The organism is Candidatus Methylospira mobilis (assembly GCF_009498235.1).
GTDB classification, from domain to species: domain Bacteria; phylum Pseudomonadota; class Gammaproteobacteria; order Methylococcales; family Methylococcaceae; genus Methylospira; species Methylospira mobilis.
In genome coordinates this window covers 3,419,705-3,443,554 of record NZ_CP044205.1, presented here as the reverse complement: position 1 = coordinate 3,443,554, position 23,850 = coordinate 3,419,705, and the positions used below count along the sequence as shown (strand labels likewise).

Annotated in this window: 25 protein-coding genes; 11 read left to right on the top strand and 14 right to left on the bottom strand. The window is 55.1% G+C overall.

The window, feature by feature from the left end:
* The first annotated feature begins 94 nt into the window (after nucleotides 1-94).
* The 3 genes from F6R98_RS15670 to F6R98_RS15660 all read left to right on the top strand — a co-directional run bounded on the left by F6R98_RS15670 (nucleotide 95) and on the right by F6R98_RS15660 (nucleotide 3,687).
* A complete protein-coding gene (locus tag F6R98_RS15670; RefSeq protein WP_153249853.1) occupies nucleotides 95-868 on the top strand; it encodes an oxygen-binding di-iron domain-containing protein in 774 nt (257 codons plus the stop codon).
* Nucleotides 865-3,006 carry a putative bifunctional diguanylate cyclase/phosphodiesterase gene (locus tag F6R98_RS15665; protein ID WP_153249852.1) on the top strand — a complete coding sequence of 714 codons (2,142 nt, stop codon included), beginning with the start codon at nucleotides 865-867 and terminating at the stop codon, nucleotides 3,004-3,006. Before F6R98_RS15670 ends, F6R98_RS15665 begins: the two co-directional genes overlap by 4 nt.
* 231 nt (nucleotides 3,007-3,237) lie before the next feature.
* Nucleotides 3,238-3,687 (top strand): YqaA family protein, encoded by a 450-nt coding sequence (locus tag F6R98_RS15660; RefSeq protein ID WP_228124913.1) that lies wholly within the window; start codon nucleotides 3,238-3,240, stop codon nucleotides 3,685-3,687.
* Between the two features lie 306 nt (nucleotides 3,688-3,993).
* Here F6R98_RS15660 and F6R98_RS15655 read toward each other — a convergent pair whose 3' ends face one another.
* The 14 genes from F6R98_RS15655 to F6R98_RS15600 all read right to left on the bottom strand — a co-directional run bounded on the left by F6R98_RS15655 (nucleotide 3,994) and on the right by F6R98_RS15600 (nucleotide 15,460).
* Nucleotides 3,994-4,692 carry a DUF4410 domain-containing protein gene (locus F6R98_RS15655; protein ID WP_153249851.1) on the bottom strand — a complete coding sequence of 233 codons (699 nt, stop codon included), beginning with the start codon at nucleotides 4,690-4,692 and terminating at the stop codon, nucleotides 3,994-3,996.
* A gap of 178 nt (nucleotides 4,693-4,870) precedes the next feature.
* A complete protein-coding gene (locus tag F6R98_RS15650; RefSeq protein WP_153249850.1) occupies nucleotides 4,871-5,923 on the bottom strand; it encodes an EcsC family protein in 1,053 nt (350 codons plus the stop codon).
* Between the two features lie 31 nt (nucleotides 5,924-5,954).
* Entirely contained in the window at nucleotides 5,955-6,842 is an 888-nt protein-coding gene (locus tag F6R98_RS15645; RefSeq protein WP_153249849.1) for a carbon-nitrogen hydrolase, read from the bottom strand.
* Between the two features lie 5 nt (nucleotides 6,843-6,847).
* Complete coding sequence (locus F6R98_RS15640) at nucleotides 6,848-7,900, bottom strand: agmatine deiminase family protein (protein ID WP_194269974.1); 1,053 nt, start codon at nucleotides 7,898-7,900, stop codon at nucleotides 6,848-6,850.
* 574 nt (nucleotides 7,901-8,474) lie between these two features.
* On the bottom strand, nucleotides 8,475-8,948 hold the full coding sequence (locus F6R98_RS21685; protein ID WP_194269973.1) for a hypothetical protein: 474 nt from the start codon (nucleotides 8,946-8,948) through the stop codon (nucleotides 8,475-8,477).
* Between the two features lie 69 nt (nucleotides 8,949-9,017).
* On the bottom strand, nucleotides 9,018-9,947 hold the full coding sequence (locus F6R98_RS15635) for a chitinase (protein WP_228125255.1): 930 nt from the start codon (nucleotides 9,945-9,947) through the stop codon (nucleotides 9,018-9,020).
* On the bottom strand, nucleotides 9,944-10,783 hold the full coding sequence (locus F6R98_RS22160; RefSeq protein WP_228124912.1) for a hypothetical protein: 840 nt from the start codon (nucleotides 10,781-10,783) through the stop codon (nucleotides 9,944-9,946). The genes F6R98_RS15635 and F6R98_RS22160 overlap by 4 nt, the downstream gene beginning before the upstream one ends.
* Nucleotides 10,784-11,090: 307 nt before the next feature.
* Entirely contained in the window at nucleotides 11,091-11,903 is an 813-nt protein-coding gene (gene thiD, locus F6R98_RS15630) for a bifunctional hydroxymethylpyrimidine kinase/phosphomethylpyrimidine kinase (RefSeq protein WP_153249847.1), read from the bottom strand.
* Between the two features lie 6 nt (nucleotides 11,904-11,909).
* Entirely contained in the window at nucleotides 11,910-12,584 is a 675-nt protein-coding gene (locus F6R98_RS15625) for a TMEM165/GDT1 family protein (RefSeq protein WP_228124911.1), read from the bottom strand.
* 3 nt (nucleotides 12,585-12,587) lie between these two features.
* Nucleotides 12,588-13,484 carry a ZIP family metal transporter gene (locus F6R98_RS15620; protein ID WP_153249846.1) on the bottom strand — a complete coding sequence of 299 codons (897 nt, stop codon included), beginning with the start codon at nucleotides 13,482-13,484 and terminating at the stop codon, nucleotides 12,588-12,590.
* A complete protein-coding gene (gene tatC / locus F6R98_RS15615; protein ID WP_153249845.1) occupies nucleotides 13,481-14,293 on the bottom strand; it encodes a twin-arginine translocase subunit TatC in 813 nt (270 codons plus the stop codon). The genes F6R98_RS15620 and tatC overlap by 4 nt, the downstream gene beginning before the upstream one ends.
* Nucleotides 14,286-14,612 (bottom strand): Sec-independent protein translocase protein TatB, encoded by a 327-nt coding sequence (gene tatB / locus F6R98_RS15610; RefSeq protein ID WP_153249844.1) that lies wholly within the window; start codon nucleotides 14,610-14,612, stop codon nucleotides 14,286-14,288. The genes tatC and tatB overlap by 8 nt, the downstream gene beginning before the upstream one ends.
* A gap of 27 nt (nucleotides 14,613-14,639) precedes the next feature.
* Nucleotides 14,640-14,849 carry a twin-arginine translocase TatA/TatE family subunit gene (gene tatA, locus F6R98_RS22650; protein WP_153249843.1) on the bottom strand — a complete coding sequence of 70 codons (210 nt, stop codon included), beginning with the start codon at nucleotides 14,847-14,849 and terminating at the stop codon, nucleotides 14,640-14,642.
* A 41-nt stretch (nucleotides 14,850-14,890) separates the two neighbouring features.
* Entirely contained in the window at nucleotides 14,891-15,460 is a 570-nt protein-coding gene (locus F6R98_RS15600; protein ID WP_153249842.1) for a DUF2726 domain-containing protein, read from the bottom strand.
* Between the two features lie 267 nt (nucleotides 15,461-15,727).
* Between F6R98_RS15600 and F6R98_RS15595 the strand changes: the two genes are divergently transcribed.
* The 8 genes from F6R98_RS15595 to F6R98_RS15565 all read left to right on the top strand — a co-directional run bounded on the left by F6R98_RS15595 (nucleotide 15,728) and on the right by F6R98_RS15565 (nucleotide 23,850).
* On the top strand, nucleotides 15,728-16,141 hold the full coding sequence (locus tag F6R98_RS15595) for a DUF4118 domain-containing protein (protein WP_153249841.1): 414 nt from the start codon (nucleotides 15,728-15,730) through the stop codon (nucleotides 16,139-16,141).
* Nucleotides 16,138-16,254, top strand: coding sequence for a histidine kinase dimerization/phospho-acceptor domain-containing protein (locus F6R98_RS22150; protein WP_228124910.1), 117 nt, complete (start codon nucleotides 16,138-16,140; stop codon nucleotides 16,252-16,254). Before F6R98_RS15595 ends, F6R98_RS22150 begins: the two co-directional genes overlap by 4 nt.
* Before the next feature lie 10 nt (nucleotides 16,255-16,264).
* Nucleotides 16,265-17,035, top strand: a complete 771-nt coding sequence (locus F6R98_RS22145; RefSeq protein WP_228124909.1) for a response regulator — start codon at nucleotides 16,265-16,267, stop codon at nucleotides 17,033-17,035.
* Nucleotides 17,036-17,100: 65 nt separating this feature from the next.
* Complete coding sequence (locus F6R98_RS22540; protein WP_153249840.1) at nucleotides 17,101-18,288, top strand: response regulator; 1,188 nt, start codon at nucleotides 17,101-17,103, stop codon at nucleotides 18,286-18,288.
* The gene (locus tag F6R98_RS22535) at nucleotides 18,170-18,445 is read left to right on the top strand and encodes a GGDEF domain-containing protein (RefSeq protein WP_265588105.1); all 276 of its coding nucleotides are present in this window, start codon (nucleotides 18,170-18,172) and stop codon (nucleotides 18,443-18,445) included. Before F6R98_RS22540 ends, F6R98_RS22535 begins: the two co-directional genes overlap by 119 nt.
* Before the next feature lie 315 nt (nucleotides 18,446-18,760).
* Nucleotides 18,761-22,384 carry a response regulator gene (locus F6R98_RS15575; protein WP_153249838.1) on the top strand — a complete coding sequence of 1,208 codons (3,624 nt, stop codon included), beginning with the start codon at nucleotides 18,761-18,763 and terminating at the stop codon, nucleotides 22,382-22,384.
* A complete protein-coding gene (locus tag F6R98_RS15570; protein ID WP_228124908.1) occupies nucleotides 22,381-23,217 on the top strand; it encodes a CheR family methyltransferase in 837 nt (278 codons plus the stop codon). The genes F6R98_RS15575 and F6R98_RS15570 overlap by 4 nt, the downstream gene beginning before the upstream one ends.
* A complete protein-coding gene (locus tag F6R98_RS15565; protein ID WP_153249837.1) occupies nucleotides 23,218-23,850 on the top strand; it encodes a chemotaxis protein CheB in 633 nt (210 codons plus the stop codon).

Here is a 23,850-nt window from a genome sequence, read left to right as displayed (position 1 = left end):
TTTAGGCGGCTACCGTCAAAAACTCTGTTCGACGTCCGGATTGGTGGACCAATGAAAACGTCGCGGCAACGAATAATAATTATAGAGAGTTGAGATGCGCAATATTCAGTTATTCAATGAAAATGGTCATCGTTTCGTTTTGCTCAACGAAAGCGAGCCGGGTGAAGAAGAGGGTGTGCGTTCCAATCAGTATCTGGTAATGCACGACGGAGCCGGTGTATTGTTCGATCCGGGCGGATTTGGCGTGATGCCGCGGGTGCTGGCGGAATTGTTGCGTTACCTGCGCCCGGAGCAGATACGCGGCATTGTCCTCTCGCATCAGGACCCGGATATCGTCGGCGGACTTTCCACCTGGATGGAGGTCACGCAGTGTCCGATTTATGTTTCCAATATCTGGATGCGGTTTCTACCTCACTACGGTCTCAAGGATATGGGGCGTTTCATCGGCGTGCCCGATACGGGTATGAAGCTGGAAGTTACGCGAGGCTTTGATTTGCAGATCATTCCCGCTCATTTTCTGCATTCGGAAGGACAGATCAATGCCTACGATCCCTTATCCGGAATTCTGTTTAGCGGTGATATAGGCGCGGCCATGCTGCCGTTGGACAAGGACGAAGCGTTTGTGGACGATTTTAAAGCCCACCTGCCCTTTGTCAGCGGCTTCCATCGCCGCTACATGTGCTCGAACAAGGCTATCCGCCTTTGGCTGGAAAATATTTCCGGGTTGGACATCTCCATGATCGCTTCCCAGCATGGGCCGGTTTATCGCGGCGCAGCCGTCAGCGATTTTCTGGAATGGCTTGCAGTACTCGAGTGCGGCATCGATATCCTGCAGGCGGGCGGTGTGTTTGCGGAACCGCGTACATGAGTGCCGCATTACCCGATGAAATAGAAGTATTGCGTTTGCGCGTACTGGACCGTCTCGCCGCATTACTGGAAAGTCAAACACGTTCCAGGTTTTTCAGTCACGGCGTTTTTGAGCTGGTGCGTAACATACATCAGGAAATCAGCCAGGATTTGCGTGCCGCGGTAGTACATGGAGACGAGGTGACACGCACCGAGTCCATGCTCAAGGCGGAAGACTTGTGTTCCAGGCTCGATAACAGCCTGCAATGGCTGTTTAACGAGCGTAACCGTCAATGGAACAAAAATGGCGAGTATGTCCGCGGCTTGATGAGTGAGTTCAACGAGACCATCAGCCGTTTGTCCCTAACGTTGATTGAAAAGGATTTGCTTGAGCGTCAGAGCCAGGTACTCGAGAGTATTATCCTGTCGCACGAAAACATTTCGCAATGGAAAGAGTTCGTACAGCATATTCTCGCCGATTTTCACGGCATATTTCCATTTAACTTTTTTTTTATAGCCTTTGCAGAAGAACACGGTCTCGCGCTCCATCTCTACTATTTCGGCAATTATTCTCCTGCGACGCGTAAGGCCGCGCAGCATAAGCTGGCGCGCCAGATGCTGGTCAGCCTGCAGCTTCCCGTCGATGCGCCGCTGGATATCGAAGAGTTTCTGATTGACCGGAAAGATATGCTGGGTTCCATGGACGCGATTGAAATGCTTACCGTCTCCATACCCAACCATGCGCTTAATCTGGCCGGTCTGCTGGGTGTCGCCTACGCTTCTGAACGCAATTTGACGCCACAGGAGCAAAGTGTCATCCGTTCGATTTTATCGGTGATGGTCATGGTGGTGGGTTCCAGCAAAGTGTTGTCGCGCACGCTTGGCGAACTGGAATATTACGCCGCGCACGATCCATTGACCGGACTCTACAACCGCCGTTATTTCAATAGCCTGGTGCAGTATGAAGTCGGACGTTCGGACCGGCACCATCACGAGTTTTCCATTCTGCTGCTGGATCTGGATGATTTCAAGGACGTAAACGATTCGTACGGTCATCCGGTTGGCGACGAAGCGTTACGCGCGGTTGCGCGTATCCTGCTGCAGCATACGCGTAAAGGCGATCTGGCAGCCCGGCTCGGCGGCGATGAGTTTGCCGTCATCCTGATGGAAACCGGGCGCTATGGCGCTGCGACCGTAGCCGAAATCCTGGGAAAATCATTGCGTGAAACCTCGCTTCAATCGACTGACGGCAAGCGTTATCATCTGACGGTTTCCATCGGTATCGTCACTTTTCCAATTGACGCGAACAACGAATCCGACTTGCTGGCCGGCGTCGACGTGGCGATGTACCGGGCAAAGCAAATGGGGAAGGACGGCATCTGTACTCTGGACGCCATGGATGAGGCGGTAAAGATAACGCGCGCCACGCGCGATTATGTCGAGCAATTGCGTGTAGCCCTGCAGCAGAACCGCATGGTTCCTTATTTTCAGCCTATAGTGGATTGTCAAAGTGGTGAGGTATTTGCTTATGAAACGCTGGCGCGTCTGTGTCAGGAAGATGGCGATACCGTATCTGCCGGTGTATTTATCGAAACCATAGAAAAGTATGGATTGGGGCGCGAGCTGGACCGTACCATCATCAGGCAGGCGCTGGAAGCGAGAAAAGCGTGTCTCAATGAAGACGCGGACAGCAAGTTGTTCATCAACCTTTCTTCGCAGGAAATCCAGGGGCGTAATGTGCTCGCTTTTGCAGAGGGTTTGTGTGAAAGACTGGAGATACCGCCGGATCGGGTCGTATTCGAAATCCTTGAACGGGATGCCATAGGCGATATGACCAATATGCGCAAATTTCTGAACGATCTGGGGAATAAAGGCTTTGCGTTTGCGCTGGACGATTTTGGCAGCGGCTACAATTCGTTTCATTATCTGCGAGAGTTGCGTTTTGATTATGTCAAAATAGACGGCGTCTTCGTGCGTAATATTTTAAATTCAAAAATAGATCGCGCCTTGGTCCACAATCTGTCCCGCTTGTGTCAGGATATTGGCATACGCACCGTGGCCGAGTTTGTAGAAGATGAAGATATATTGCTCATGCTGCGCGAAATGGGCATCAATTATGTGCAGGGTTACCATATCGGCATGCCGCGCCAGCGCATTTGATAGCGATGTTAAAGTGGGTAGCTATTCTGCTGAATTAAAACCGCGTCTTTCCGGAAAACCCCGGATTCCGGGTTGGTATCGGAGCAACGTCCTTAACGACCGGAGAACGACGCAATTCCGCCTGAAGCGGATTTGCATTTACCGCGAGCGTCGGGCAGGTCAGCCCGACGTGAGTCCCTGCCGGTATGACGGTCTTTTCAGGCTACAGGCTGACCGAATAAAATAGCTGCAATGATTGAAGCATTAACTACCGATGCTGGCATGGCTTATATCGGCCTTTTTATGAGCGCTTTCGTTTCCTCGACCGTCGCACCGGGCGGTTCCGAAGCTGTGCTTGCCTATATGGCCATTCAGGATTATTCGGCGCCGTGGTTGATTGTAGTCGCAACGCTGGGTAATACGCTGGGCGCGGTATCTACCTGGTATCTGGGGTTATGGGTCGCGCGCAAATATCCGGCCGATCGTGTAATGAACGATCGGCAACGCCAGGGTATAGCCTGGGTCAGGCGGTGGGGCGCGCCGGTGCTGTTGTTGTCATGGCTGCCCGTAGCGGGCGATGCCTTCTGCTTTGCCGCCGGATGGCTAAGGCTGCCGCTTCTATTGTCCGCCTTGCTGATTCTGGCCGGTAAGGCGGCGCGTTATGCCGTTGTTGTCCAGTTGGCGGGCATGGTTGGCGCATAATTTCAGACTGGTTCGGCAATACCGGCCGGCTTCGCGCAATGCCGTTAAGTTAAGCGGTTATACCGGCAGGGGTTGCCGGAGTCAGGTGGACAAGGACGTTACTTCACAAGCTGCCTTGAACGGAACGTCGGGGGCTGCTCACCTCATCCTTGCGGTTCTTCGGGCTTCGCCCCGCACTTCGTGCGTCCTTGTCGTTCCGGACGAGTTTGTCCGGCATTCCCTGCCGGAACGTTGAGTTGTATCTTTACTTAACGGCATTGCCGCTCGGCGCGGGCGTGCCCAGGAACGCCGTATCTGTCCGTCCGGCTATTGCGGACAGAGTCCGCAATGCGGACTGGTGAGCGCCTTTTTCTGTATCGCCGCCAGTTCGTTGACGATCTGCTCGCTGACATGCTCTACATCATGCCCCGTCGAATTTTTTTCCAGTATAAAACGCGCCGCCATGGCGTAGGGATTGGGGGTTGGAGGCTTATGCGCGGGGTCGCTGACGGTGGTAAACACAGCAAACGGCGCGTCGGGCTTCTGCAGGTCGCTGGCTGCGACATCGACATCGACCAGAGAACTGCCTTGCCCCATGCCGATAACCGCGCGCTGGGTACGATTGCCCTCATCCACCAGACTGAATTCGCCCGCAATCAGCCAGCCGCTGGCGGGTGGAGGGGTGTTGGCCGGTAGCCTTTGCGCGGTAAATCCTGCTTTGCGCAGATCGCTGACCAGCGACTCGGACATTTGATCGACGAGGCCGCGTGCCCGTTCCTGTGCGTCGCCGCGTCTGATATCCTGCAGACGGGAAGTTATGGCAATGGAATTAATGATGCCCTGCTCTGACTTGAAATTACTCAAATCCAGCGCAAAATCCTTGACCCAGACGACGCCGGCCGGATGAACCGGGACAACGGCTTGCGCTTGCGGAGTCTCTGTGTGGGCGCCGCCTCTAACGCCTCCCCGGCTGCAGGCGGAGCATGTCAATGCTGTCAATATCAAAGATAACAATAGTAAGCGCATCGTTGATTTCCTTGGTTAAAAGGGCTGCCGTCAAGTTGGGAGACATTCCTTCCTTGGGGAAACGCTGAATAAAGCGTTTCCGATCATGGTCCGATAAGGCTCTCTACGAACGGAAACAACAATTCTCCGTTCATGCCGAGCCGGTCGAAGAATTAAACCAGCATTTCCGCTGCGGCTCTCAGGCCGGCGCAGCCTCGTTGATCGGAGCGGATGCAATTTCCGTTTGATCCGCCCCCCGTTCATGTGCGGCCGACGCCGCGGCATAGCCGTCTTTACGTCCATCGCTGAGTCCGCGCACGATAGGGCGAGGCAAAAGTCGCGCGCCGACGGCGCCGATCGCCACGACAGGGAGCGCCACTATGAAAGCGGAGCCATAACTGCTTACATAGATCATTTCCTTGCCCAGGTAAAGGGCATCGCGCGTTATCGGATGACGATGCGGTGTTGCGGCGGGCATAATCCGTTTTACTTTACCCTGGGCGCGCAGGCGGCGTTCCTGAAATACGCGGCGCGCGGTGAAATCGAGACGATGCGTTTCCAGGCTGCTGATCGCGAAGGAAGCGAAATCGCCGTAAACAGGAACTGACTCCCACGCTATGTCTTCCGCTATGCCCTCGATCAGATTGCCGCGCAAATCGTCGACGCCGACATCCGGCTGGTTTTTTTGCAGGCGTTTGCGCTTTGCTTCGGACAGTTCATAAAGCCGTTGTCTCTGTCTCTGGCGTTGGTCCGGGTCGTCGATGGTCGCCAGCTCCATGATGCCCAGAATATAAAGATAGTCCTCCGTCGCATTCAAGCTGAAGCCATAGCAGTGCCCGATGCGCACCACGGAATGCAATGATGCGCGCAGCGTCAGCGGCAGCGCGGCGAGTTCGGTTGGCAATCCGCCGATACCGGTGGCGACGCCTTGTATCATGGCTTCACGCTCGGCTTTGACGCTGACGTTTTTTGCCAGGCTATCGCAGAACTCCAGCGGTTTATCGTACAGATCGGAAATATTGGCGACACCTGCGCGGCGTGCAATCTCGCGCGCGTCGTGTTCGGTATTCATGTGCTTCGCGAGCCGAATCAGCAGCGCCGGTATTTTTGCAGCATGCACTGTCGTGCTGGCGATTTTGCGGAATGGAAAACGTATTACCTCGAATACCTTGCCGGCATAGCTGGGCAGTTCCGCTTTCCAGGCGGCAATGTGCGCGACCTGGGTGGCTTCGTAGGGTGTAAGCTGGGTCATTTTAGTTCTCCATATCAAATTGCAGAAACCGTTAATCGATAAACCGTCGTATTGTTCCCTGGTAGGCGTCAATTCTGCGGTCGCGCAGAAACGGCCAAATTCTGCGCATCTGTTCCGAGCGTTCGCGGTCGATATTGACCATCAGCACTTGCGTATCGCTGGTATTGGCCTGCGCCAGGAATTCGCCTTGCGGTCCGACGGCAAAACTGCCGCCCCAGAACAGTATACCGCGACTGTTGGGGCCGGGGTCCGGTTCATGACCGATGCGATTGCAGGCCAGCACCGGCAAACCGTTGGCTACCGCATGGCCGCGCTGCACCGTGATCCACGCTTCGCGTTGACGTTGCCGTTCGTCTTCGCCGTCGTCGGGATTCCAGCCTATGGCGGTAGGGTAAAGCAGTAAATCCGCGCCGGCCAGCGCCATCAAACGCGCCGCTTCCGGGTACCATTGATCCCAGCATACCAACACCCCGAGGCGGCCGACGGAGGTATCGATAGGGGTGAAGCCCAGATCGCCGGGGGTAAAGTAAAATTTTTCATAGTAGCCGGGATCGTCCGGGATATGCATTTTGCGGTATTTACCCGCCAGACTGCCGTCTTTTTCCAGCACCACGGCGGTATTGTGATAGAGGCCGGCCGCCCGGCGCTCGAACAGCGAACCGACGATCACTACGCCCAGTCGTTTCGCCGTTGCGGCAAGAATTTCCGTAGTGGGTCCCGGTATCGTTTCGGCCAGATCGAAGTTATCGGTGTCTTCGGTTTGACAGAAATAGGGGCCGCAGTGCAATTCGGGCAACATTATCAGATCTGCGCCGTTGGCGGCTGCTTCCTCAATGCCGCGTATCGAAACGGCCAGGTTGGTTTCTCTGACGCTATTACAGGCCTGCTGAATAATACCTGCTTTCAGTAGCTTGCTCATTTTTTTTAGCCGTCCAGTTGAAAATCTGGGAACTGCATGGTCATGCAGTGTATGCTGCCGTATTGACGGATCAACGGCGTTGCCGGTATTGCAATGATTTCACGATCAGGGAAACAGCCGGCTATACGCTCCAGCGCCAGCTTGTCCGCCGGGTCGTCATCGTAGACCGGAACCAGCACCGCTTCGTTGATAATCAGGAAGTTCGCATAGGTTGCCGGCAGCCGCTCGCCGTTTTCGCTGGCAATCACGCCGGGTATCGGCAGCTCCACCAGATGGTAGGGGCAATTATCCTCGGTGCGTAGCGCCTGTAATTCCGCTTCCATGTACTTGAGTTCGATATACAAAGGGTCGTCATGCCGGTCGCATGCGGTATAGAGAATAGCGCCGTTCGGGGCGAATCTGGCCAGGGTATCGATATGCGCATCGGTATCGTCGCCTTCGGTATAGCCGTGCTGCAGCCAAAGGATGCGGTTCAGCCCAAGATAGTGTTTCAGTTTTTGTTCGATTTGCGCCTGATTGAGTCCCGGATTGCGATTCGGGTTCAACAGGCAGCGCGTTGTGGTCAGCAGCGTGCCGGTCCCGTCGGTTTCCAGACTGCCGCCTTCGAGAACGAAATCGATGTGCTGAATCGGGTGGCTGCCCAGGACTCCCGAAGCATGCAGGCGCCCCGCCAATGACGCATCGTCGGCATGTTCGTATTTACCGCCCCAGGCGTTGAAACGGAAATTCAGAAAGCGGACCGCATCGGTGGTGTCTACCGTTATCGGCGCGGTGTCTCTAACCCAAACATCGTTGTAGGGCAGCACCACTAACGCGATTCTGTCCGCCTGTATGCCGTGTTCGTCCAGTAGCCGCTCAACGCGCTGCTGCAGTTTTTCGTCATGGCAGGCTATGATCAGTCTCTGGCGTTGACTGACGGCTGCGGCAATCAGTAAATAAGTCTGCTCCACGTCCATGAGCCATGGGCTGAAATCGCCCTCCGCGTAAGGCCAGGCCAGCAGTACGGCGTATTGATGCGCCCATTCGGGCGGAAAAAAAACGGAGTCAGAGTCAGTCACGATTATGTTGCGGTCAAGTTGGCAAATGGGTAGGCGTATTGTTGCGCTTGCAGCAGTTTTCACTTCTAGCCACGCGGTATTCTAGTCGAAAACGCGGTGAGGTACAGCTGTCTCTTGCGCTATTGGAACACTGACAGGGTTCGATAGGGCTGGTGGACTAAACCATCCATGAGATGCGTAATTATCGTCCGAACTATGGCCTGCGGTGCTTGACATGGGTATACAATCAGGGCAATCGTGCTATGTTGCAGCGCTAACGTATTGATTTTTAGAAACTGGTAGCAATCATTGCGCTTGTAATGTTTCGCTATTTATGATGAGTAAACCGAATTTTTAGATTTAATCTCAAAAATTACGACGTTTTAAGCTCAATTAGAATGCAAAGTCATTCCGTAGCAAGCAAATTAAAAATTTCATTATCGTAAGTTATTGATTTTTTGATCAACATAGCGCGATTGCCCTGGGTATACAATCGGCTCTCGAATGGCCGCTGGGTGACTTTAACAAGCTTAACGGCGTCGTCTCTTGCCGGTTGCATGTTGACGAGAAAAGCATCAGGTTGGACGAAGACCGGTCAATTGCTGTATTTCGTATCGTCCATGAATCGCTCACCATTATCATTCGCTCTGCTTACGCGAGCAGTGTGGGAGTCATGATGCGACGGTGTGGGCGCGATTACCTGCTGGAAGTGAGCGATAATGGCTTGGGATTCGACTCTGACATTCCAAATAAAAAATCCTTCTGCTGGACCGGTATGCGCGAACGGGTGCTGATGCCGGCGGGTGAGGTAGGTATTGACGGTGCGCCCGGTCGAGAAGCTCCACTGTCTCTGCATGTATTCCCACCGAGGCAACCCCGAGCGGCCCAAGCTACGATGCCGCTTTGTATGAAGTTTTTCTTGCGAAAAATCCAGTGAATTACAACACTTCCGGTCCATAGCGTACAGTTGGCGGATCAAACAACTGATCGAAGAACGTGTAAATGTTTGCCCGTAGTATTCAGTAGCAATCAAGGTAAAAAAATCAATCGGGACACTCTTGCGTACCATCACGGAGTCCATTCATCTGCGGCGAAACTGCTTCCCGCCGGCGATTATAACGAACGGATCAGCAACAACTTATTGGGTGGCCGCTTTTTTAGTCGCTTTATTGTACGGTGTATACCCCCAGCAATCGACGCGTTCGGCAATATTAGCAGCAGATGTAAACTTTGATTCTGGCGGCGTCAGTTTGGAAGCGGCTGGAACTTCCCGCGTTTCTTCGGGATCGTTGTAATACAGGTAATAAGGCCCCCAGGGAACGGACTTTTTATCGTTGAAAAGATCCGCCAGCGGCGCGGTCATCCATAGAACCTCTCCCCAATCGCCGCTGGTCTTGGTTCTTCTTAAATAGATATTGTATTTTAAGTCGTCTACACTGTAGTTTTTCGGATCGGCGGCATTCGTTGCAAGCTTGGCGTCAGCGGGAATTTGATTTGTGACAGTGACACCTTTGATGTCGACGCCGAACCTCACCATCAGTTCAATATAGTTATTGAACCGGCCCAATTGTTTTACGCGCGTATCGTCCGATTCCACATTCGTCACGCACTCGACTCCGCCGTTGATGACGTTGATGGTTTGTCCGAACCCCCAATCCCCGACGTCATTGTTATAGTTCAAACCGGTAAAGGCTTGCTGGTTCACCGCTTGCGTCATAGTCGGCTTGGTATATGTGGTTCCCTGTTCGGTATATGAAACAAGCTGGTAGGCCAGACCTGCCTCCCAACCGATAACCGGATCGGCTATAATTTTATTCGGGTCATTAAGGAAGATATCCGGGGTAGCGGGATAAAGCGTCTTACCCGCCCAACCGTAATTGCCGGCGTAGGTTAATTGCTTCGGGCCTCTGCCGAAATAACCGCCGTTTTCTATGCCCATGCCGGGACAGGAACTCGCATATTGATCTTTCGTTGCATCATTTGTCGTCACAAACCACGCGGTTTTTCCGGGAGGCTCGGCGTCGCACGCCCACCAAGTGCTTTTTACCTCACCGTTCGAAGCCGTTATTTCCTGCTGAGTCGGACGCCTATAAACGGCGCCCTGCTTGCAAACCCCGAAACACGAGGCTTCGGAGTAGGAAAAAAAGAAAAGGCATAGGCGACTCCCGTATAGGCCGGAGAGTTGCTGCTGCCGCCCCCGGTCGTTTCCTGAGCGATATTGGCAAAAAACGCCGCCACTTCGCTCAAGCGCTCGGTTGTGGTGGTTCCCGGCTTGCAGGCAAATTCGCTAAAGGCTTTTTTGAGTTCCGCATTTTGATGCGTTTTGCCGAAATCCAGGGCTTTTTTGATGTTTTCGAAGCTAAAATACGACTCACAGCTCGGAAAATAACTGGTTTCCGTCGTTCCGATAATTTGAGTTTTTTTCTGCGTCGCATCGTAACCCGGACTCCCTTTGCTCGGCGCGGTACAGCGGTCACCGGCCAAAGTACCCGGCAATCTCGTCACTTGCGCCTCTGTGGGCGCTTGATTGGTCGGCGTATAAATTGGCGGGCGAATAAACAAGTTATAGAATGTTTTGGATGCTATTGCGTCGATCTCGTCCGGCGTCAACTCCTGCAGCGAGGTTTTTCCTGACGGTAGGGCAATCGTCGAAAGTTTCGACGCATTCGTTATTGCCGTAGCGGTATCGGCTACGGGCGGAAACTTCGCCGTCTGTTCGCCGGGGATTGTCTTTCCATCAGCAATTTTGGCGGGTGTTTTCCCCGCCAGCGCCGGCGTGGTCGTTCCGACATAGGCCAGCACTTCCGCCAGTCCGCAAGGCTTAAAGCCGGCAGCGCTGGCTTCATGCTGTCCGAGCATCAGTAAAACGCCTGCAACCCAAAAAAAACTAAAGCGATTATTCATATTCGTTGCTGTCCTGCCAAAAGCGGCAATGGGTTGATACGCTACGTTGATTCAGCCCTGCGCGTTGCGAACAAGCCGTTTCGGAAGGTTCGAAAAGCATAGCGTATTCGCCTATGCAGAGCAATCGCAGCCGTTTCGACGAAATAAAAGCGGATTCGGCGGAGCGGCCCCCGATCCTTTTGCGTGCGCTGCCAGAGCAGGTTTCAGGGTTTTGACCGTTACGCTGGTTTAACCAATGGGTTTCGATTTGTTTTTTGATGGCTTGTCGATGGATTAAATCAGCGCTTCCTTACTCGACCATAAAACATTACCTCTTAATTTTCCCGATCCGGTTGGGCAGATGCTGTCCTTGACCGGGGCGATATCCGCAGGAAAGCGCACGCCATGTGTAGTCTTGCGCCTGTTCGCAAGCCGCTTCGGCATCAAGACCCGTTGCCAGCCCCGCAGCAATTGCCGCTGCCAGCGTGCAACCGGAGCCGTGGTAGGAATGGGGCAGTCTGTCCCAGCGCCATGCAGTGTGTTCGTTGTCCGTCCGGGCGCTGCTGTACAGGCGATTGATCACCGCATTCGTGGGAGCATGGGTGCCGGTGATAAGCACATGGCGGCAACCGTGCGCCAATAGCCGGGCAGCGCAGGCGTTGCTATCCGGCGCCTTGCCAGTTAGCCCTGACAGGCGGGCGGCTTCGTACGTGTTGGGCGTGAGTACCGTTGTAAGCGGCAACAGTTGTTCAACCAGTGTGTTCTGTAGCGTTTCTCCGGCCAGTTCGTAGCCGCCGCCGGCCGCCAGTACCGGATCGAGCACTACGGGTATTTCAGGCAGCTCTCTCAGTAAAGATGCTACCGAAGCGGCCATGTCCGCGCTGCCCAGCAGGCCGATTTTGACCGCATCGGGGTGCATGTCCGCAATGACGCAGCGTGCCTGTTGAAGAAACAGCGTAGTATCCAGTGGAAGTATCGAATGCACATCGGCGCTATCCTGTACCGTCAGCGCGGTAATTACGGTGCAGGCATGGCAGCCTAAGCGGGAGATGGTTTCGATATCCGCCTGTACGCCTGCGCCGCCGACCGGATCATGGCCGGAAAAGCAGAGAACTATGGGGCGGGGAGCTGATAAGGGCATGACGAATTAACGGCTAAACCAAACGTTCCAATCGGGTATGGGAAGTTCGGTATGCACATGCCAGGCCGCGTAGAAGCCGAATCCCAGAAAAATCACGCCGCTGATCCGATGCAGCCAGCTCAGCGGCAGCCGGGTCAACAGCGAACGCCCTATCCAGACTCCCAGGCAGGTGCTGATCATCAATGCCAATGTGGCGCCGGTCCAGACCGGCGCCGCTGATAGATAAGTACTCATCCCGGCCACGGCAAGCTGGGTTTTGTCGCCGAATTCGGCGACCAGGATAAGAAAAAATACGGTCAGAAACAGACTGCGATAGCCGGTTTCCGGTTTGTCCGGCGTATTGTCTTCCTGGTCCAGGCTAAACAGCGAGCGCAATCCGAAAGCAATGAACAGCGCGGCGACCGCCATTCCCACCCAGACATGCGGAAGTGTTTCGGAAATGGCACTGCCGAAAACCACCGCGAGAAGATTCAGCACGGCAAATGCCGAAGCAGCGCCGGATAAAACCGGCAGCGCGCGAAATCTGGCGGCCAGGGTCATGCATACCAGCTGGCTTTTGTCGCCGATTTCAGCCAGTAATACCAGTGCGAAGCTGCTGCCGGCCGGCGCGGCCCAATGGCCGGCCGCCGCAAGCGTATTCGATGTCCAACCGGGCAGACTTTGCGGAAAAAGACAACTCACCGGTTAAACCAGCATGTTGTCGAGCATCATCATCACGACGAAACCGATCAGCAATGCAAAGGTAGCCGAACGCGATTTTCCCTGCGACTGCGTGCGCGGAATGATGTCGTCGCTGATTACAAACAGCATCGCTCCTGCGGCGAAGGCCATGCCGCCGGATAACAGCGGATAAAAGGCGGAAACTGCAGAAATGCCAAGGAATCCGCCGACCGGCTCGACCAGACCGGTCAGCGCCGCGATCGTTACCGCCTGGCGGCGCGGATAGCCGAGCCCGACCAGCGGGAGCGCCACGGCAAGACCTTCCGGGATGTTCTGCAAGGCGACCGCGATGGCAAGCGCAGTGCCGTTATGCCAATCGTTGGAGCCGAAGCTGATGCCTACTGCAGCGCCTTCCGGGAAATTGTGCAGCGCGATCGCGCCGATAAACAGCCAGATTTTGCGCAGCGAACCGTCCTGGTCTTCGCGCTGCAGCAGAAAGCGGTGCAGCGGAAGATAACGGTCGCTGAGCTCCAGGAACAGCGCGCCAACCAGGATGCCTGCGGCCATGATAACCACGCCCTTGCCGGGCCAGATTTCATTGCCGTAATGTATGCCAGGCACGATCAGAGAAAAAGAGGTGGCGGCCAGCATCACCCCGGCAGCGCCGCCCAGCATGGTGAGCAGCAGCTTTTGCTTGATCTCGCGGAATAACAACGCGGGCAGGGCCCCTACGCCGGTAGCCAGGCCGGCCAGTATGCTGGCGAGCGACGCATAGGCGACGATCGGATTAATAAAAAAATACAAATAACTCAGTATGGCTGTGCCGATAAACAGCACGGACGATACGACGATTAAAATTTGTATCAGGCTCGATTGCGAGCGGAAACGATCATACAGTGAAAATTTTCCAGCGGAAGTCATGGCAATGAAGCTCCAGGGTCGTAGGGGTCTTTTTCATCCGGGGCGCTGTTTTCGAGCGTAGGCGTGTCAGCGGGCGGCGTCTCGGCTTCCCGTACAAAAAACCGTGAAAATATCAGGCCTACTTCGAACAGCAGCCAGATCGGAATGGAAAGCAGCGTTTGCGAAACGACGTCGGGCGGCGTCAACACCATGCCGATTACAAACGCGCCGACGATGACGTAAGGGCGTTTTTCGGCCAGATCCTCGCGCGATACCACGCCGCTCCACACCAGCAGTATGGTGAAGATCGGCACTTCGAAAGCGACGCCGAACGCAAAAAAAATGGTCAGGATAAAGTCGAGGTATTGGGTGATATCCGTCATCACCACCACGCCTTGCGGCGCGGCGGCGGTCATGAAACCGAATATCAGCGGAAAGACCACATAGTAGGCGAAAGCCATGCCGCCGTAAAACAGCAGCGTGCTGGATACCAGCAGCGGCAAAATCAGCTTGCGCTCGTGCCGGTAGAGACCTGGCGCGACAAAGGCCCAGGCCTGATACAGTATCCATGGCACCGATGCAAAAAGCGCGACCATCAGCGTCAGCTTGAACGGCGTCAGAAACGGCGACGCGACCTCTATCGCGATCATTTGCGAGCCTGCGGGCATATGCTTCAACAAGGGCCCGGCCAGATACGTGTAAATCGGATTGGCCCAGTAGGCGAGTCCGAAAAACAGCAGCAGTACAATCCCTATCGAGCGCAGCAGGCGGTCGCGCAGTTCGACGAGATGCGCGATAAAGGGCTGGTCGTTGTCTTGATGGTCAGTCATGCGGTTCTTTTTCGGGAGCGGCTTCCCCGGGCTCGAATTGTTCGGCCAGAATTTCAGTCGCTTGTCTGCGTCTGAGAATGTTTTGATTCAGGTTGTCCGTTGCCGTATTCGGCAGTTTTTTTTGCTCGAGCAGACTTTGCTTCAAATCCTGCAAATCCAGTTCATGATTGATTTCTTCCTTGACTGAAGCCATCATCGTTCGCGCCTTGCGTACCCACAGAGCGGTTTCGCGCGCAACGCGCGGCAGGCGTTCGGGGCCGAACACCACTAATGCGACCACGCCGACCAGGGCCAGCTCCCAGAATCCAACTTCGAACATGTGCGTTCCGCTTGATTCGATTGATGCTTATTTCTTTTCGACGTGGGCTTCACCGTCTATGGTGTGAGCCTGCTGCGCAGGACTTTCTTCCTGCTTGCCCGGTTCTTCGTGCATGGCGCTGCGAAAGCTGCGTATGGCGCTGCCGAGATCGCCGCCCACGCTGCGCAGACGCTTGGTGCCGAAAACCAGCAGCACGATTAAAAAAAGTAGTACCAATTCCCAAATACCTATGCCCATGGTGTTTTCCTCCTATTAGAGACGTGTTGGCAAACGGATGCTTATAATTGTATGTCTTCCAGATTACTGATATGCGGTTCGATACGCCCGTAAGATTCGGTAAAAGTTAATGGCGTATCCTGCAATAACTGCAATATCTGATCCCTGATCTTTCGGACGGCATAGGCGTTCCTGAGATTGAAAAAGGCCAGCGGCAAGCCGGCGGCATCGCAAATGGTTTGCAGCTTTTCCTGTTTCGCGGAGTCGATTTTTTCCGCAGCCATAACTACACAGACTATTGTGAGGCTGTTCGGTTCCAGCAATATGAAATCGAAACACTGCGCAGCGATTACCGTGAATGCTTCTACCGTATCCTGCCCTGCAGAACCTCTTTTCGGGCTGATGATGTCCGCGATGCGTATTTTACTGAAAATGAGGTAATCGTTGGCGACGGCTTCCTGTAGCGCGCGAAAAAACCGTTGTTCTGCCTCGGTAAACAGCTCGACTTTTTTTTGGTATACCATCCGGGCCAGTTTATTTTTGCCGCTGCTGCGCAGCCAAAGCGCCAATACCAGTAAAAATACGCCGGCTACAGTCGCGATAGGCCAGATGCTGGCGGAAAATGTTTCCAAGTTGCTACTCCTGGCAGCCTAAACTGCCCAAATACTACCACTTTAAACTATAGTGTGTGGTTTATCCTTTGCCGTGGCAAGCCTTCATCGTGGTTTTTGGCCGAAGCCGGTGGTTAATGCGCAACGTGGTGAGATAGAATCACCGGGCGAGTATTTTAAGCAATAATCAATGACGTCGATTGTCCTCCTCCCTCAAATTAAAACAGCGCTTGCTGCATGCCGAAGCAGCGGTTGCTATAAAAACCTGGTCAGGCGCAGATCGAAGACATGAATCTGCAACAACGATTTTTTCGTTTCGCATGGTCGCGTTATGCCATCGCAATAGTGCTTGAGGCTTTGGCCGCCGCGCTGAGAGTATGGCCTCTACAGGCGCTTGGATCAACCCTGGTCTGGCTGACTTTCTACCCTGCGGTGATGGTTGTTGCGATCTACGGCGGACTTTCCGCCGGTTTGCTGGCAACGGCGCTCGCCTGCCTCACTGCGGTATTCTTATGGCCGCTGCTCGTTGTGCATCCCTTTATCGACCAGCCTGCCGACTGGCTTGGCGTGGCGGTGTTTGTTTGTACCGGCACCAGGATTTCCGGTGTTGCGGAAGCGATGCGCCGCGCTCAGGCACGCGCAATAAAAGCGCAGGAGCAGGCCAAGGCCGCCAACAGGGCAAAGAGCGTGTGTCTACCATGAGCCATGAACTGCGCACGCCGCTGAACGCCATACTCGGTTTTTCCGAGCTGATGCGCAACGACCCCGCCGTTACCGAGGGGGCAGCGCGAAAACCTCGATATTATCAATCGTAGCGGCGGACATTTGCTCAGCCTTATTAACGATGTGTTCGATATGGCCAAAATAGAGGCCGGTCGGGTAGCTTTGGAGGTCGTAGCATTTGACCGCGGCGCTTTGGTGCACGATATCATCGACATGCTGGGTAAACGCGCCGAGGAAGCCGCTCTGATATCTTCTGAGTCGGCGCAGGGCAAGGTGGTCGGGCTGGAGTCCGGCCAGGCCGACTATCGCATTCTGATTGTCGAAGACCAGTTGGAAAATCAATTGTTGTTGCAGCGGCTGCTGAAGGATGCGGGGTTTACGGTAAAGGTGGCTGAAAATGGCGCCGAGGGTGTGGCGTTATTTCAAAGCTTTCGACCGCATTTTATCTGGATGGACCGACGCATGCCTGTCATGGACGGACTCGAAGCGACGCAATGCATCCGCTCGCTGCCCGGCGGCAAGGATGTGAAGATAGCAGCCGTCACCGCTTCGGCGTTTGCCGAGCAACGCGAGGAAATGCTGTCGGCTGGCATGGATGACTTCGTACGCAAGCCTTACCGTCCTGCCGAGATATTCGACTGCATGACGCGGCAGCTCGGCGTACATTTCGTTCACGTTCAAGCCGTACAGGTCGAGGCCGATTCAGCGCTACCCTCTTCGTCACTCGCGAAACTGCCGGAAATTTTACGCCGCGAGCTGGGAGCTGGCCTGGTTTTGGGTAATACCCGACCAGCTTGCCCAGCTCCTGCTTCGCATAGAGCAGCAGGATGTCGCGCTCGCCAAAGTCCTCGCACGTCATGTGACGGCTTTTAATTACCTGCCTATTCTCAACTCGCTGGAAACTGCTGCCTCTTACCATCAGGACGCAAAACAAAACCATGATCGGTAACATTCTCATTGTCGACGACGAACCGGCCGCACTGAAGCTGCTGAAAGATATTCTAACGGCTGATGACCATGTTGTTCGCCCCTTTAACAACGGCGAACTGGCGTTGCGTTCCATAATGGTCGAGGCGCCGGAGCTGATCCTGCTGGATATTCGCATGCAGGGCATGAGCGGCTTCGAGGTTTGCCGGCGGATCAAGCAAGACGAGCGGCTGAAGGATATTCCCGTGATCTTTATCAGAGCGGCCTCCGATATGGACGAAAAAGTGAGAGCCTTTCTGGGTGGCGGCGTCGACTACATCACCAAGCCGTTTCAAAAAGAAGAAGTCATTGCGCGAGTTAAAACCCATATCGCGCTGAGCCATACCATACAGCGAATGAAAAGCATTGCAGAGTCTCTCCGGATGAGCGAGGAAAGCCTGAAGATGGCTCAGGCCCTTGCCCACCTGGGGCATTGGGAGTGGGATATAAAATCAGGCCGTTTCATTTGTTTCGAAGAGATGTGCCGCATTCTGGGTGTAGATCCTCACGGACTAATGGCGAACCAGGCCGCTTTTTTGCAGACCGTACGTCCTGACGACAGGGAGCGGGTTGCAAATCACCTCAGTTCGGTTCAGGCAGGAAACAGCTTTGATATTGAGTATAGAATCATTTTGAAAAGCGGCAAAGTGCGTGTGGTTCATGGAAAAGGCGAAGTATTTTCTTCTGTCGACAGCAGGCTGACGAAAATCATTGGTACTATTCAGGATATTCAAGAACGCGATTCAGCGAAAATACTGGTCTTTATTCAAGATATTACCGAGCGTAAGGAACTGCAAAGCAAACTTGAGGAGCAAGCCAATACCGATGTGCTCACCGGTTGCGATAGCCGGAGATATTTTCTGGCGCATGCCGCACAGGAGTTTATACGTCTTCGCCATTACGGCGGAGAAATGTCCATGCTCATGCTGGACCTGGATTATTTCAAAGGCGTCAATGATACCTACGGTCATCAGGTAGGCGATGCGGTTCTTAAAAAAACTGGTACAGGTTTGCCGGGGACTCATGCGCGAGGTAGATGTAATGGGCCTGCTCGGCGGAGAGGAGTTCGCCATCATGCTGCCGGAAACCGGGGACGACAAGGCTTTCGAAATCGCCGGGCGCTTGTGTCAGGCTGTCGCTGCCGCGGAAACTCCCATTGAGGGCGAGCCTATGCTTCACTTCACCACATCCATAGGCGTGACCAGTCTGGCTGCGGATGATCCCCATATTGATGCAATCCTGAATCGTGCGGATAACGCTTTGTATAATGCGAAGCATGCCGGACGTAACAGCGTCTGCGCGAGATTTCCTGAATAAGAATAGCGGTACTATTCAGCTTCCTTGCCGTTATACCGGCAGGGGTCCATGCCGGGCCGTCCTGTCGACGCCCTGCGGGTAAATGCAAATCCGCTCCGGGCGGGTTCGTGCCGGTATCCAGTCGACACTGATTTGAATTGCCAAGGGGATAACCCGCGCATGAAAAACCAGGGTGCGAACGGGCAAAAGCCGCCGCCCGCTCTACGACCATACGAAAGACAGTGAATACCGTTATTTTTCGATATAGAATACCCAAATCAGACAGTCGGTCGCTTTGCCCCCTCCCCCAAAAAACTGATCCATAAAAATAACTATATGATCAATAGTTTAAAGATTTCCTCGCGCCTGATCATAGGCTTCGGCTCCTTGCTGATGCTGGCGGGCATTGTGGGCGGATTGGCGCTGCAAAGCGCTACCGCCCTGACGACCCTGATGAACCTTCTCAGCGATCATCCGTTGCGGGTAGTCGACGAAACACAGCAGGCCAAAATCGATGTCGTATCCATACAGCGCGACATCCGGGATTTGACCCGGACCAACCCGCTGCAGGACCCCCAGGAGCTCAGGCGCAATATCGGCAACAGGGATCAGGATCTGGACGTTCATCTGCAAGTGATACGTTCTCAGTATCTCGGACCGCCGGAAGATGTTATCCAATTAACGCGCGCATTGCAGAACTGGCGGCGGCTGCTCGAAAAGACGCTGGAGATGGAGCGAACGGGAGACCAGCTTGAGGCCATCAGCCGGCTCGAACCCGAGCGGCGCGTGTACGCCAACGAAGTCGAAAAAAAGCTTCAGGATATCCTCACCTTTGCTCGCGCCAAGGCCAAATCGTTTCGCGAGTCCGCGGAAGCCGAAAAAAAACAGGCCTACACACGCATCGGCGCCGCAGTGCTGGGGCTCGCCGCGCTGGGCCTGTTGACTATCTGGGCCATCATTCGCAGCATTACCCGGCCGATCGAACAATTACGCTTATGCATGACCCGGTTGGCGGCGGGCGAATTATCGGTGGATATCCCCTTGCGCGAGGGCCGCTCCGAGTTGACCGCAATGGCGTGCGCGGTTCAGGTCTTCAAGGAGGCGGCAGTAAAGCTTAACGGCCAGCGCTGGATCAAGAGCACGATTGCTGAAATCAGTTCGAATCTGCAATCGGCAACCACCCCGCTCGATTTTGCCCGGCAAGCGACAGCTTTGCTGGTTCCCGCCGTCGGGGGCGGCGCCGGGGTTTTTTATTGTTGGAACGAAGCCCGTCAGCAGTTGGAGCTCCTGGGTAGCTACGGTCTGAAGAAGCGCCGCCATCTTGCGACCACGTTTAAGTTGGGCGAGGGTCTGGTCGGACAATGCGCGCTGGAACGCGCCAGTATCATACTCACCGAGGTGCCGGACGATTACGCCTGCATCACTTCGGGTATCGGCGAGGCGCCGCCGCGTGCCATACTGGTGGCGCCGGTGCTGTCCAAGGGGCAGGTGCTGGCGGTGCTCGAAATCGGCGCGTTCCAGCCCTACACCCCCGATCAGCAAACCCTGATCGACGAAGCGCTGCCGATGATAGCGCTCAACCTGGATATTCTCCAACGCAATTTTCGCACCCGGGAGCTGCTGGAGCAAACCCAGCAACAGGCGGAGGAATTGCGCGCTTCGGAAGAAGAATTGCGCGCCCAGAGCGATCAGCTCCAGCTTGTCAATGCAGAACTCCGGCGCAAGACCGATGGCCTGCAACAGCAAGCCGAGGAACTGCGCGCTTCGGAAGAGGAACTGAGAGCCCAGCGCGAGGAACTGCAGGCCACCAACGAGGAACTGGAAGAAAAAGGCCGAGGCCTGGAGGAACAGGCCAGGCTGCTGGAAGACGCGCGCGCCGAGGCCGACAAACGCGCGTTCGAACGCGATACCGCCAGCCGTTATAAATCCGAATTTTTGGCCAACATGTCGCATGAATTGCGCACTCCGCTGAATAGCCTGCTGATTCTCTCCCGATCGTTAAAGGACAACGAAGAAGGTAATCTGAGCGACGATCAGGTGGAGTCGGCGAGTATCATTCATGAAAGTGGAACCTCGTTGCTGCGTCTGATCAACGACATCCTCGATCTGTCCAAGGTGGAAGCCGGCAAGATGGAAGTTGCAGCCGTCGATATCGATCTGGATGGTTTCACCACGTCGCTGCTGCAACGTTTCCGGCTGCTGGCGGAGGTTAAAGGTTTGACTTTGACCGTAAAGGCGGATAGCGATCTTCCGAAAACGCTGTGCAGCGATCCCGGCAAGATCGATCAGATCGTCAATAATCTGCTCGGCAACGCGATCAAATTCACCGAAAACGGCGGCGTCGCCATACGCATCAAGCGAGCGCTCGCACCGGGCGCGTCCGCCTGCAACGGATTAGTTGTTGATGAAGCCATTGCGATCGAAATCGCCGACACCGGTATCGGTATCCCTGCCGGCAAGATCGACTCGATCTTCCAGGCCTTCGAGCAGGCGGATGGGAGCTCCAGCCGCCGCTATGGCGGCACCGGTCTGGGTTTGACCATCTCCCGCAGACTGGCGCAACTGCTGGGCGGAGATATCACCGTAGCCAGTGTTGAGGGCCAGGGCAGCAGCTTCACGCTGGTTCTGCCGTTGGTGCCGCCGGCGTCGGCCGGCCGGTCAGCGGTTACCCGTCCTCTCGCATCCCGGACCGCAACGCCGGACGCGATCGATAACCCTGTTCCGGTTACGCAGCAGAAAGTCACGGATGACCGCGACAGCATTACCCCCAGGGACGAAACGATACTGGTGGTCGAGGACGATGAAGCTTTTGCCAAAATCGTGCGCGACCTTTCCCGCAAGCGCGGTTTCAAATGTCTGGTCGCCGAGGACGGCGTCATCGGACTGGAACTGGCCAAACGATACCGGCCCACCGGCATCGTGCTGGACGTCGGTCTGCCGCGGATGGACGGCTGGACTGTGATGGAGCGGCTGAAACAGCAGTCCGAAACCCGCCATATCCCGGTGCATTTCATGTCGGCTGCCGACTCAAGGCTGCGCGGGATGGAGATGGGCGCGGTGGGCTATTTGACCAAACCGGTCAGCAAGGAACAGATCGAAATCGCCTTCGAACGCATACGCCACTTCGCGATTTCCAGCCACCGGCGGATACTGCTGGTCGACGACGACGCGGGTAGTCTCAAGGCCGTGGCCTCCCTGCTGGGCAACGTCGACGCCGAGATTGTGTCTGAAACGAGCGGTGAAGGCGCTCTGGCGCGTCTGGAAAAAGGCGAACTGTTCGACTGCATGATCCTGGATTTGGGGCTGCCGGATATCAGCGGCCTGGCCTTGCTGGAGCAGTGTGCCGGCAAGCGCCTGATTATGCCGCCCGTCATCGTCTATTCCGGCCATGACTTATCGGAAGAGGACACGCTTACATTGAGCGAATACACCGACAGTATCGTTATCAAGGGCGCCCGTTCCCCGGATCGTTTGCTGGACGAGGTGACGCTGTTCCTGCACAGCGTCCGGAGCAGCCTGCCGCCATCGCAGCAGCAGATGCATACTCTGAACGACAAAGAGAAAGACATTGCAGGCAGCACCGTGCTGATCGTCGACGACGACATGCGCAACACCTTTGCCCTTTCCAAGGTGCTGCGCGCCAAGGGACTGAATGTGCTGATGGCTCAGGATGGGGCCAAGGCGCTCGGTCAACTGGATGGAAGGCCTGATATAGACTTCGTGCTGATGGATATCATGATGCCGGTGATGGACGGCTATGCGACGATACGCGAAATACGCAAGCAGGCGCGCTTCCGGACGCTGCCGATTATCGCGCTCACAGCCAAGGCGATGATGGGGGATCGCGAAAAATGCCTGGACGCGGGCGCCAGCGACTACCTGTCGAAACCGGTCAACATCGATGATTTGCTCGAGATGATGCGACTACACCTGACCGCAAGTCCAGCCGATAAGCCATGATGGAAGAATCCAGAATTCAGGACATCGAAATTCATTTGTTTCTCGATGCCTTGTTTCGGCGCTACGGTTATGACTTCCGCCATTATGCGAAAGCTTCGTTAAAACGGCGCGTATTGGCGACGCTGGCCGCCACTCCGTACAGCACTCTGGCGGAACTCATTCCTCGACTGTTGCGGGATGAAGATTATCTGGCCGAGGTGATTGCCCAGTTATCGGTTCCGGTCACGGAAATGTTCCGTGATCCGCATGTGTTCAAGGCATTGCGCGAGAACGTGCTGCCGGTGCTGAAAACCCATCCGCGTTTCAATGTCTGGCAGGCGGGGTGCGCAACAGGCGAAGAGGTCTATTCGCTGGCCATCATGCTGGACGAAGAGGGCTTGCTGGAGCGCGCGCAAATCTACGCGACCGATATTAACGAAAAAGCCCTGCATAACGCGGAGGATGGCATTTTTTCCATGCAAAGTTTACCCGAGTACCAAAGAAACTATCAACACGCCGGAGGCAGGGCGAGGTTTTCCGATTACTACGTCGCCAATGCCGGTTTTTTCCGTATTCACGAGCGCTTGCGCAGCAGAATTGTCTTTGCCCACCACAACCTGGTTTCCGACGGCGTATTCTGCGAAGTTCAACTCATATTGTGCCGTAACGTGCTGATCTATTTCGACAACGAACTGCAAAAGCATGTGTTGGGGCTGTTTCACGAAAGCCTGGCGCGGAGCGGTTTTCTTTGCCTGGGTACGCGCGAAAGCCTGCGTACGGTGGAAGCGCAAAGCCTGTTCGCTCCTGTCGATCGCGTGGCCATGATTTATAGAAAAAACGGTATTCACGCATAGATGGCATTATCTACCTATAACAACGATGTTCCCGAGATTCAATATACGCATCGTACTGCCGAAGCAATAGCGATCGGCTGCTCGGCGGGCGGGCTGGACGCGTTGTGCGTCGTGCTGCAAGCCCTGCCCCCGGAATGCGCGTCGGCGGTGATTATCGTCGCTCATACCGCTCCCGACGGTAATCATCTTCTGCCCGCCTTGCTCGCCAGGCGTTGCCGGTTCCCGGTGAGCGTAGCGTATGAACGGGAACCTGTTTTGTCCGGTCACGTTTACGTGGCTCCGCCCAACTACCACCTGTTGATCGAAGCCGATCGCAGTTTCGCGCTCTCGGTGGATGAGCGCGTCTGTTTTGTCAGGCCGTCCATCGACGTTTTGTTCTACTCCGCTGCCGACGCCTACCGCGAGAAGCTTGCCGGTATTGTTCTTACCGGAGCCAACAGCGATGGCGCGCTGGGACTGGAGGCCGTCAAGAAGGCGGGCGGATATACCCTGGTTCAGGATCCGCGCGGCGCTTATGCCGATACCATGCCCAAAGCCGCCATCGCCACAGGCGCTGCCGATAAGGTATTGCCGCTGGATGCGTTGGCGACGGAATTGGGCCTGCTTTGTTCGGTTCCCCCAAAAACCCGTTGA

Bases quoted from the DNA above. Each gene is read 5' to 3' on its own strand.
- F6R98_RS21685 (WP_194269973.1), bottom strand. From the start codon at position 8,948: ATGGTACGCAAGAGTGTCCCGATTGATTTTTTTACCTTGATTGCTACT.
- tatC (WP_153249845.1), bottom strand. From the start codon at position 14,293: ATGACTGACCATCAAGACAACGACCAGCCCTTTATCGCGCATCTCGTC.
- F6R98_RS15645 (WP_153249849.1), bottom strand. From the start codon at position 6,842: ATGAGCAAGCTACTGAAAGCAGGTATTATTCAGCAGGCCTGTAATAGC.
- F6R98_RS15570 (WP_228124908.1), top strand. From the start codon at position 22,381: ATGATGGAAGAATCCAGAATTCAGGACATCGAAATTCATTTGTTTCTC.
- F6R98_RS15595 (WP_153249841.1), top strand. From the start codon at position 15,728: ATGAATCTGCAACAACGATTTTTTCGTTTCGCATGGTCGCGTTATGCC.
- F6R98_RS15620 (WP_153249846.1), bottom strand. From the start codon at position 13,484: ATGACTTCCGCTGGAAAATTTTCACTGTATGATCGTTTCCGCTCGCAA.
- F6R98_RS22535 (WP_265588105.1), top strand. From the start codon at position 18,170: ATGGGCCTGCTCGGCGGAGAGGAGTTCGCCATCATGCTGCCGGAAACC.
- F6R98_RS22160 (WP_228124912.1), bottom strand. From the start codon at position 10,783: ATGAATAATCGCTTTAGTTTTTTTTGGGTTGCAGGCGTTTTACTGATG.
- thiD (WP_153249847.1), bottom strand. From the start codon at position 11,903: ATGCCCTTATCAGCTCCCCGCCCCATAGTTCTCTGCTTTTCCGGCCAT.
- tatB (WP_153249844.1), bottom strand. From the start codon at position 14,612: ATGTTCGAAGTTGGATTCTGGGAGCTGGCCCTGGTCGGCGTGGTCGCA.
- F6R98_RS15665 (WP_153249852.1), top strand. From the start codon at position 865: ATGAGTGCCGCATTACCCGATGAAATAGAAGTATTGCGTTTGCGCGTA.
- tatA (WP_153249843.1), bottom strand. From the start codon at position 14,849: ATGGGCATAGGTATTTGGGAATTGGTACTACTTTTTTTAATCGTGCTG.
- F6R98_RS15655 (WP_153249851.1), bottom strand. From the start codon at position 4,692: ATGCGCTTACTATTGTTATCTTTGATATTGACAGCATTGACATGCTCC.
- F6R98_RS15575 (WP_153249838.1), top strand. From the start codon at position 18,761: ATGATCAATAGTTTAAAGATTTCCTCGCGCCTGATCATAGGCTTCGGC.
- F6R98_RS15670 (WP_153249853.1), top strand. From the start codon at position 95: ATGCGCAATATTCAGTTATTCAATGAAAATGGTCATCGTTTCGTTTTG.
- F6R98_RS22150 (WP_228124910.1), top strand. From the start codon at position 16,138: ATGAGCCATGAACTGCGCACGCCGCTGAACGCCATACTCGGTTTTTCC.
- F6R98_RS15660 (WP_228124913.1), top strand. From the start codon at position 3,238: ATGATTGAAGCATTAACTACCGATGCTGGCATGGCTTATATCGGCCTT.
- F6R98_RS22540 (WP_153249840.1), top strand. From the start codon at position 17,101: ATGATCGGTAACATTCTCATTGTCGACGACGAACCGGCCGCACTGAAG.
- F6R98_RS15565 (WP_153249837.1), top strand. From the start codon at position 23,218: ATGGCATTATCTACCTATAACAACGATGTTCCCGAGATTCAATATACG.
- F6R98_RS15650 (WP_153249850.1), bottom strand. From the start codon at position 5,923: ATGACCCAGCTTACACCCTACGAAGCCACCCAGGTCGCGCACATTGCC.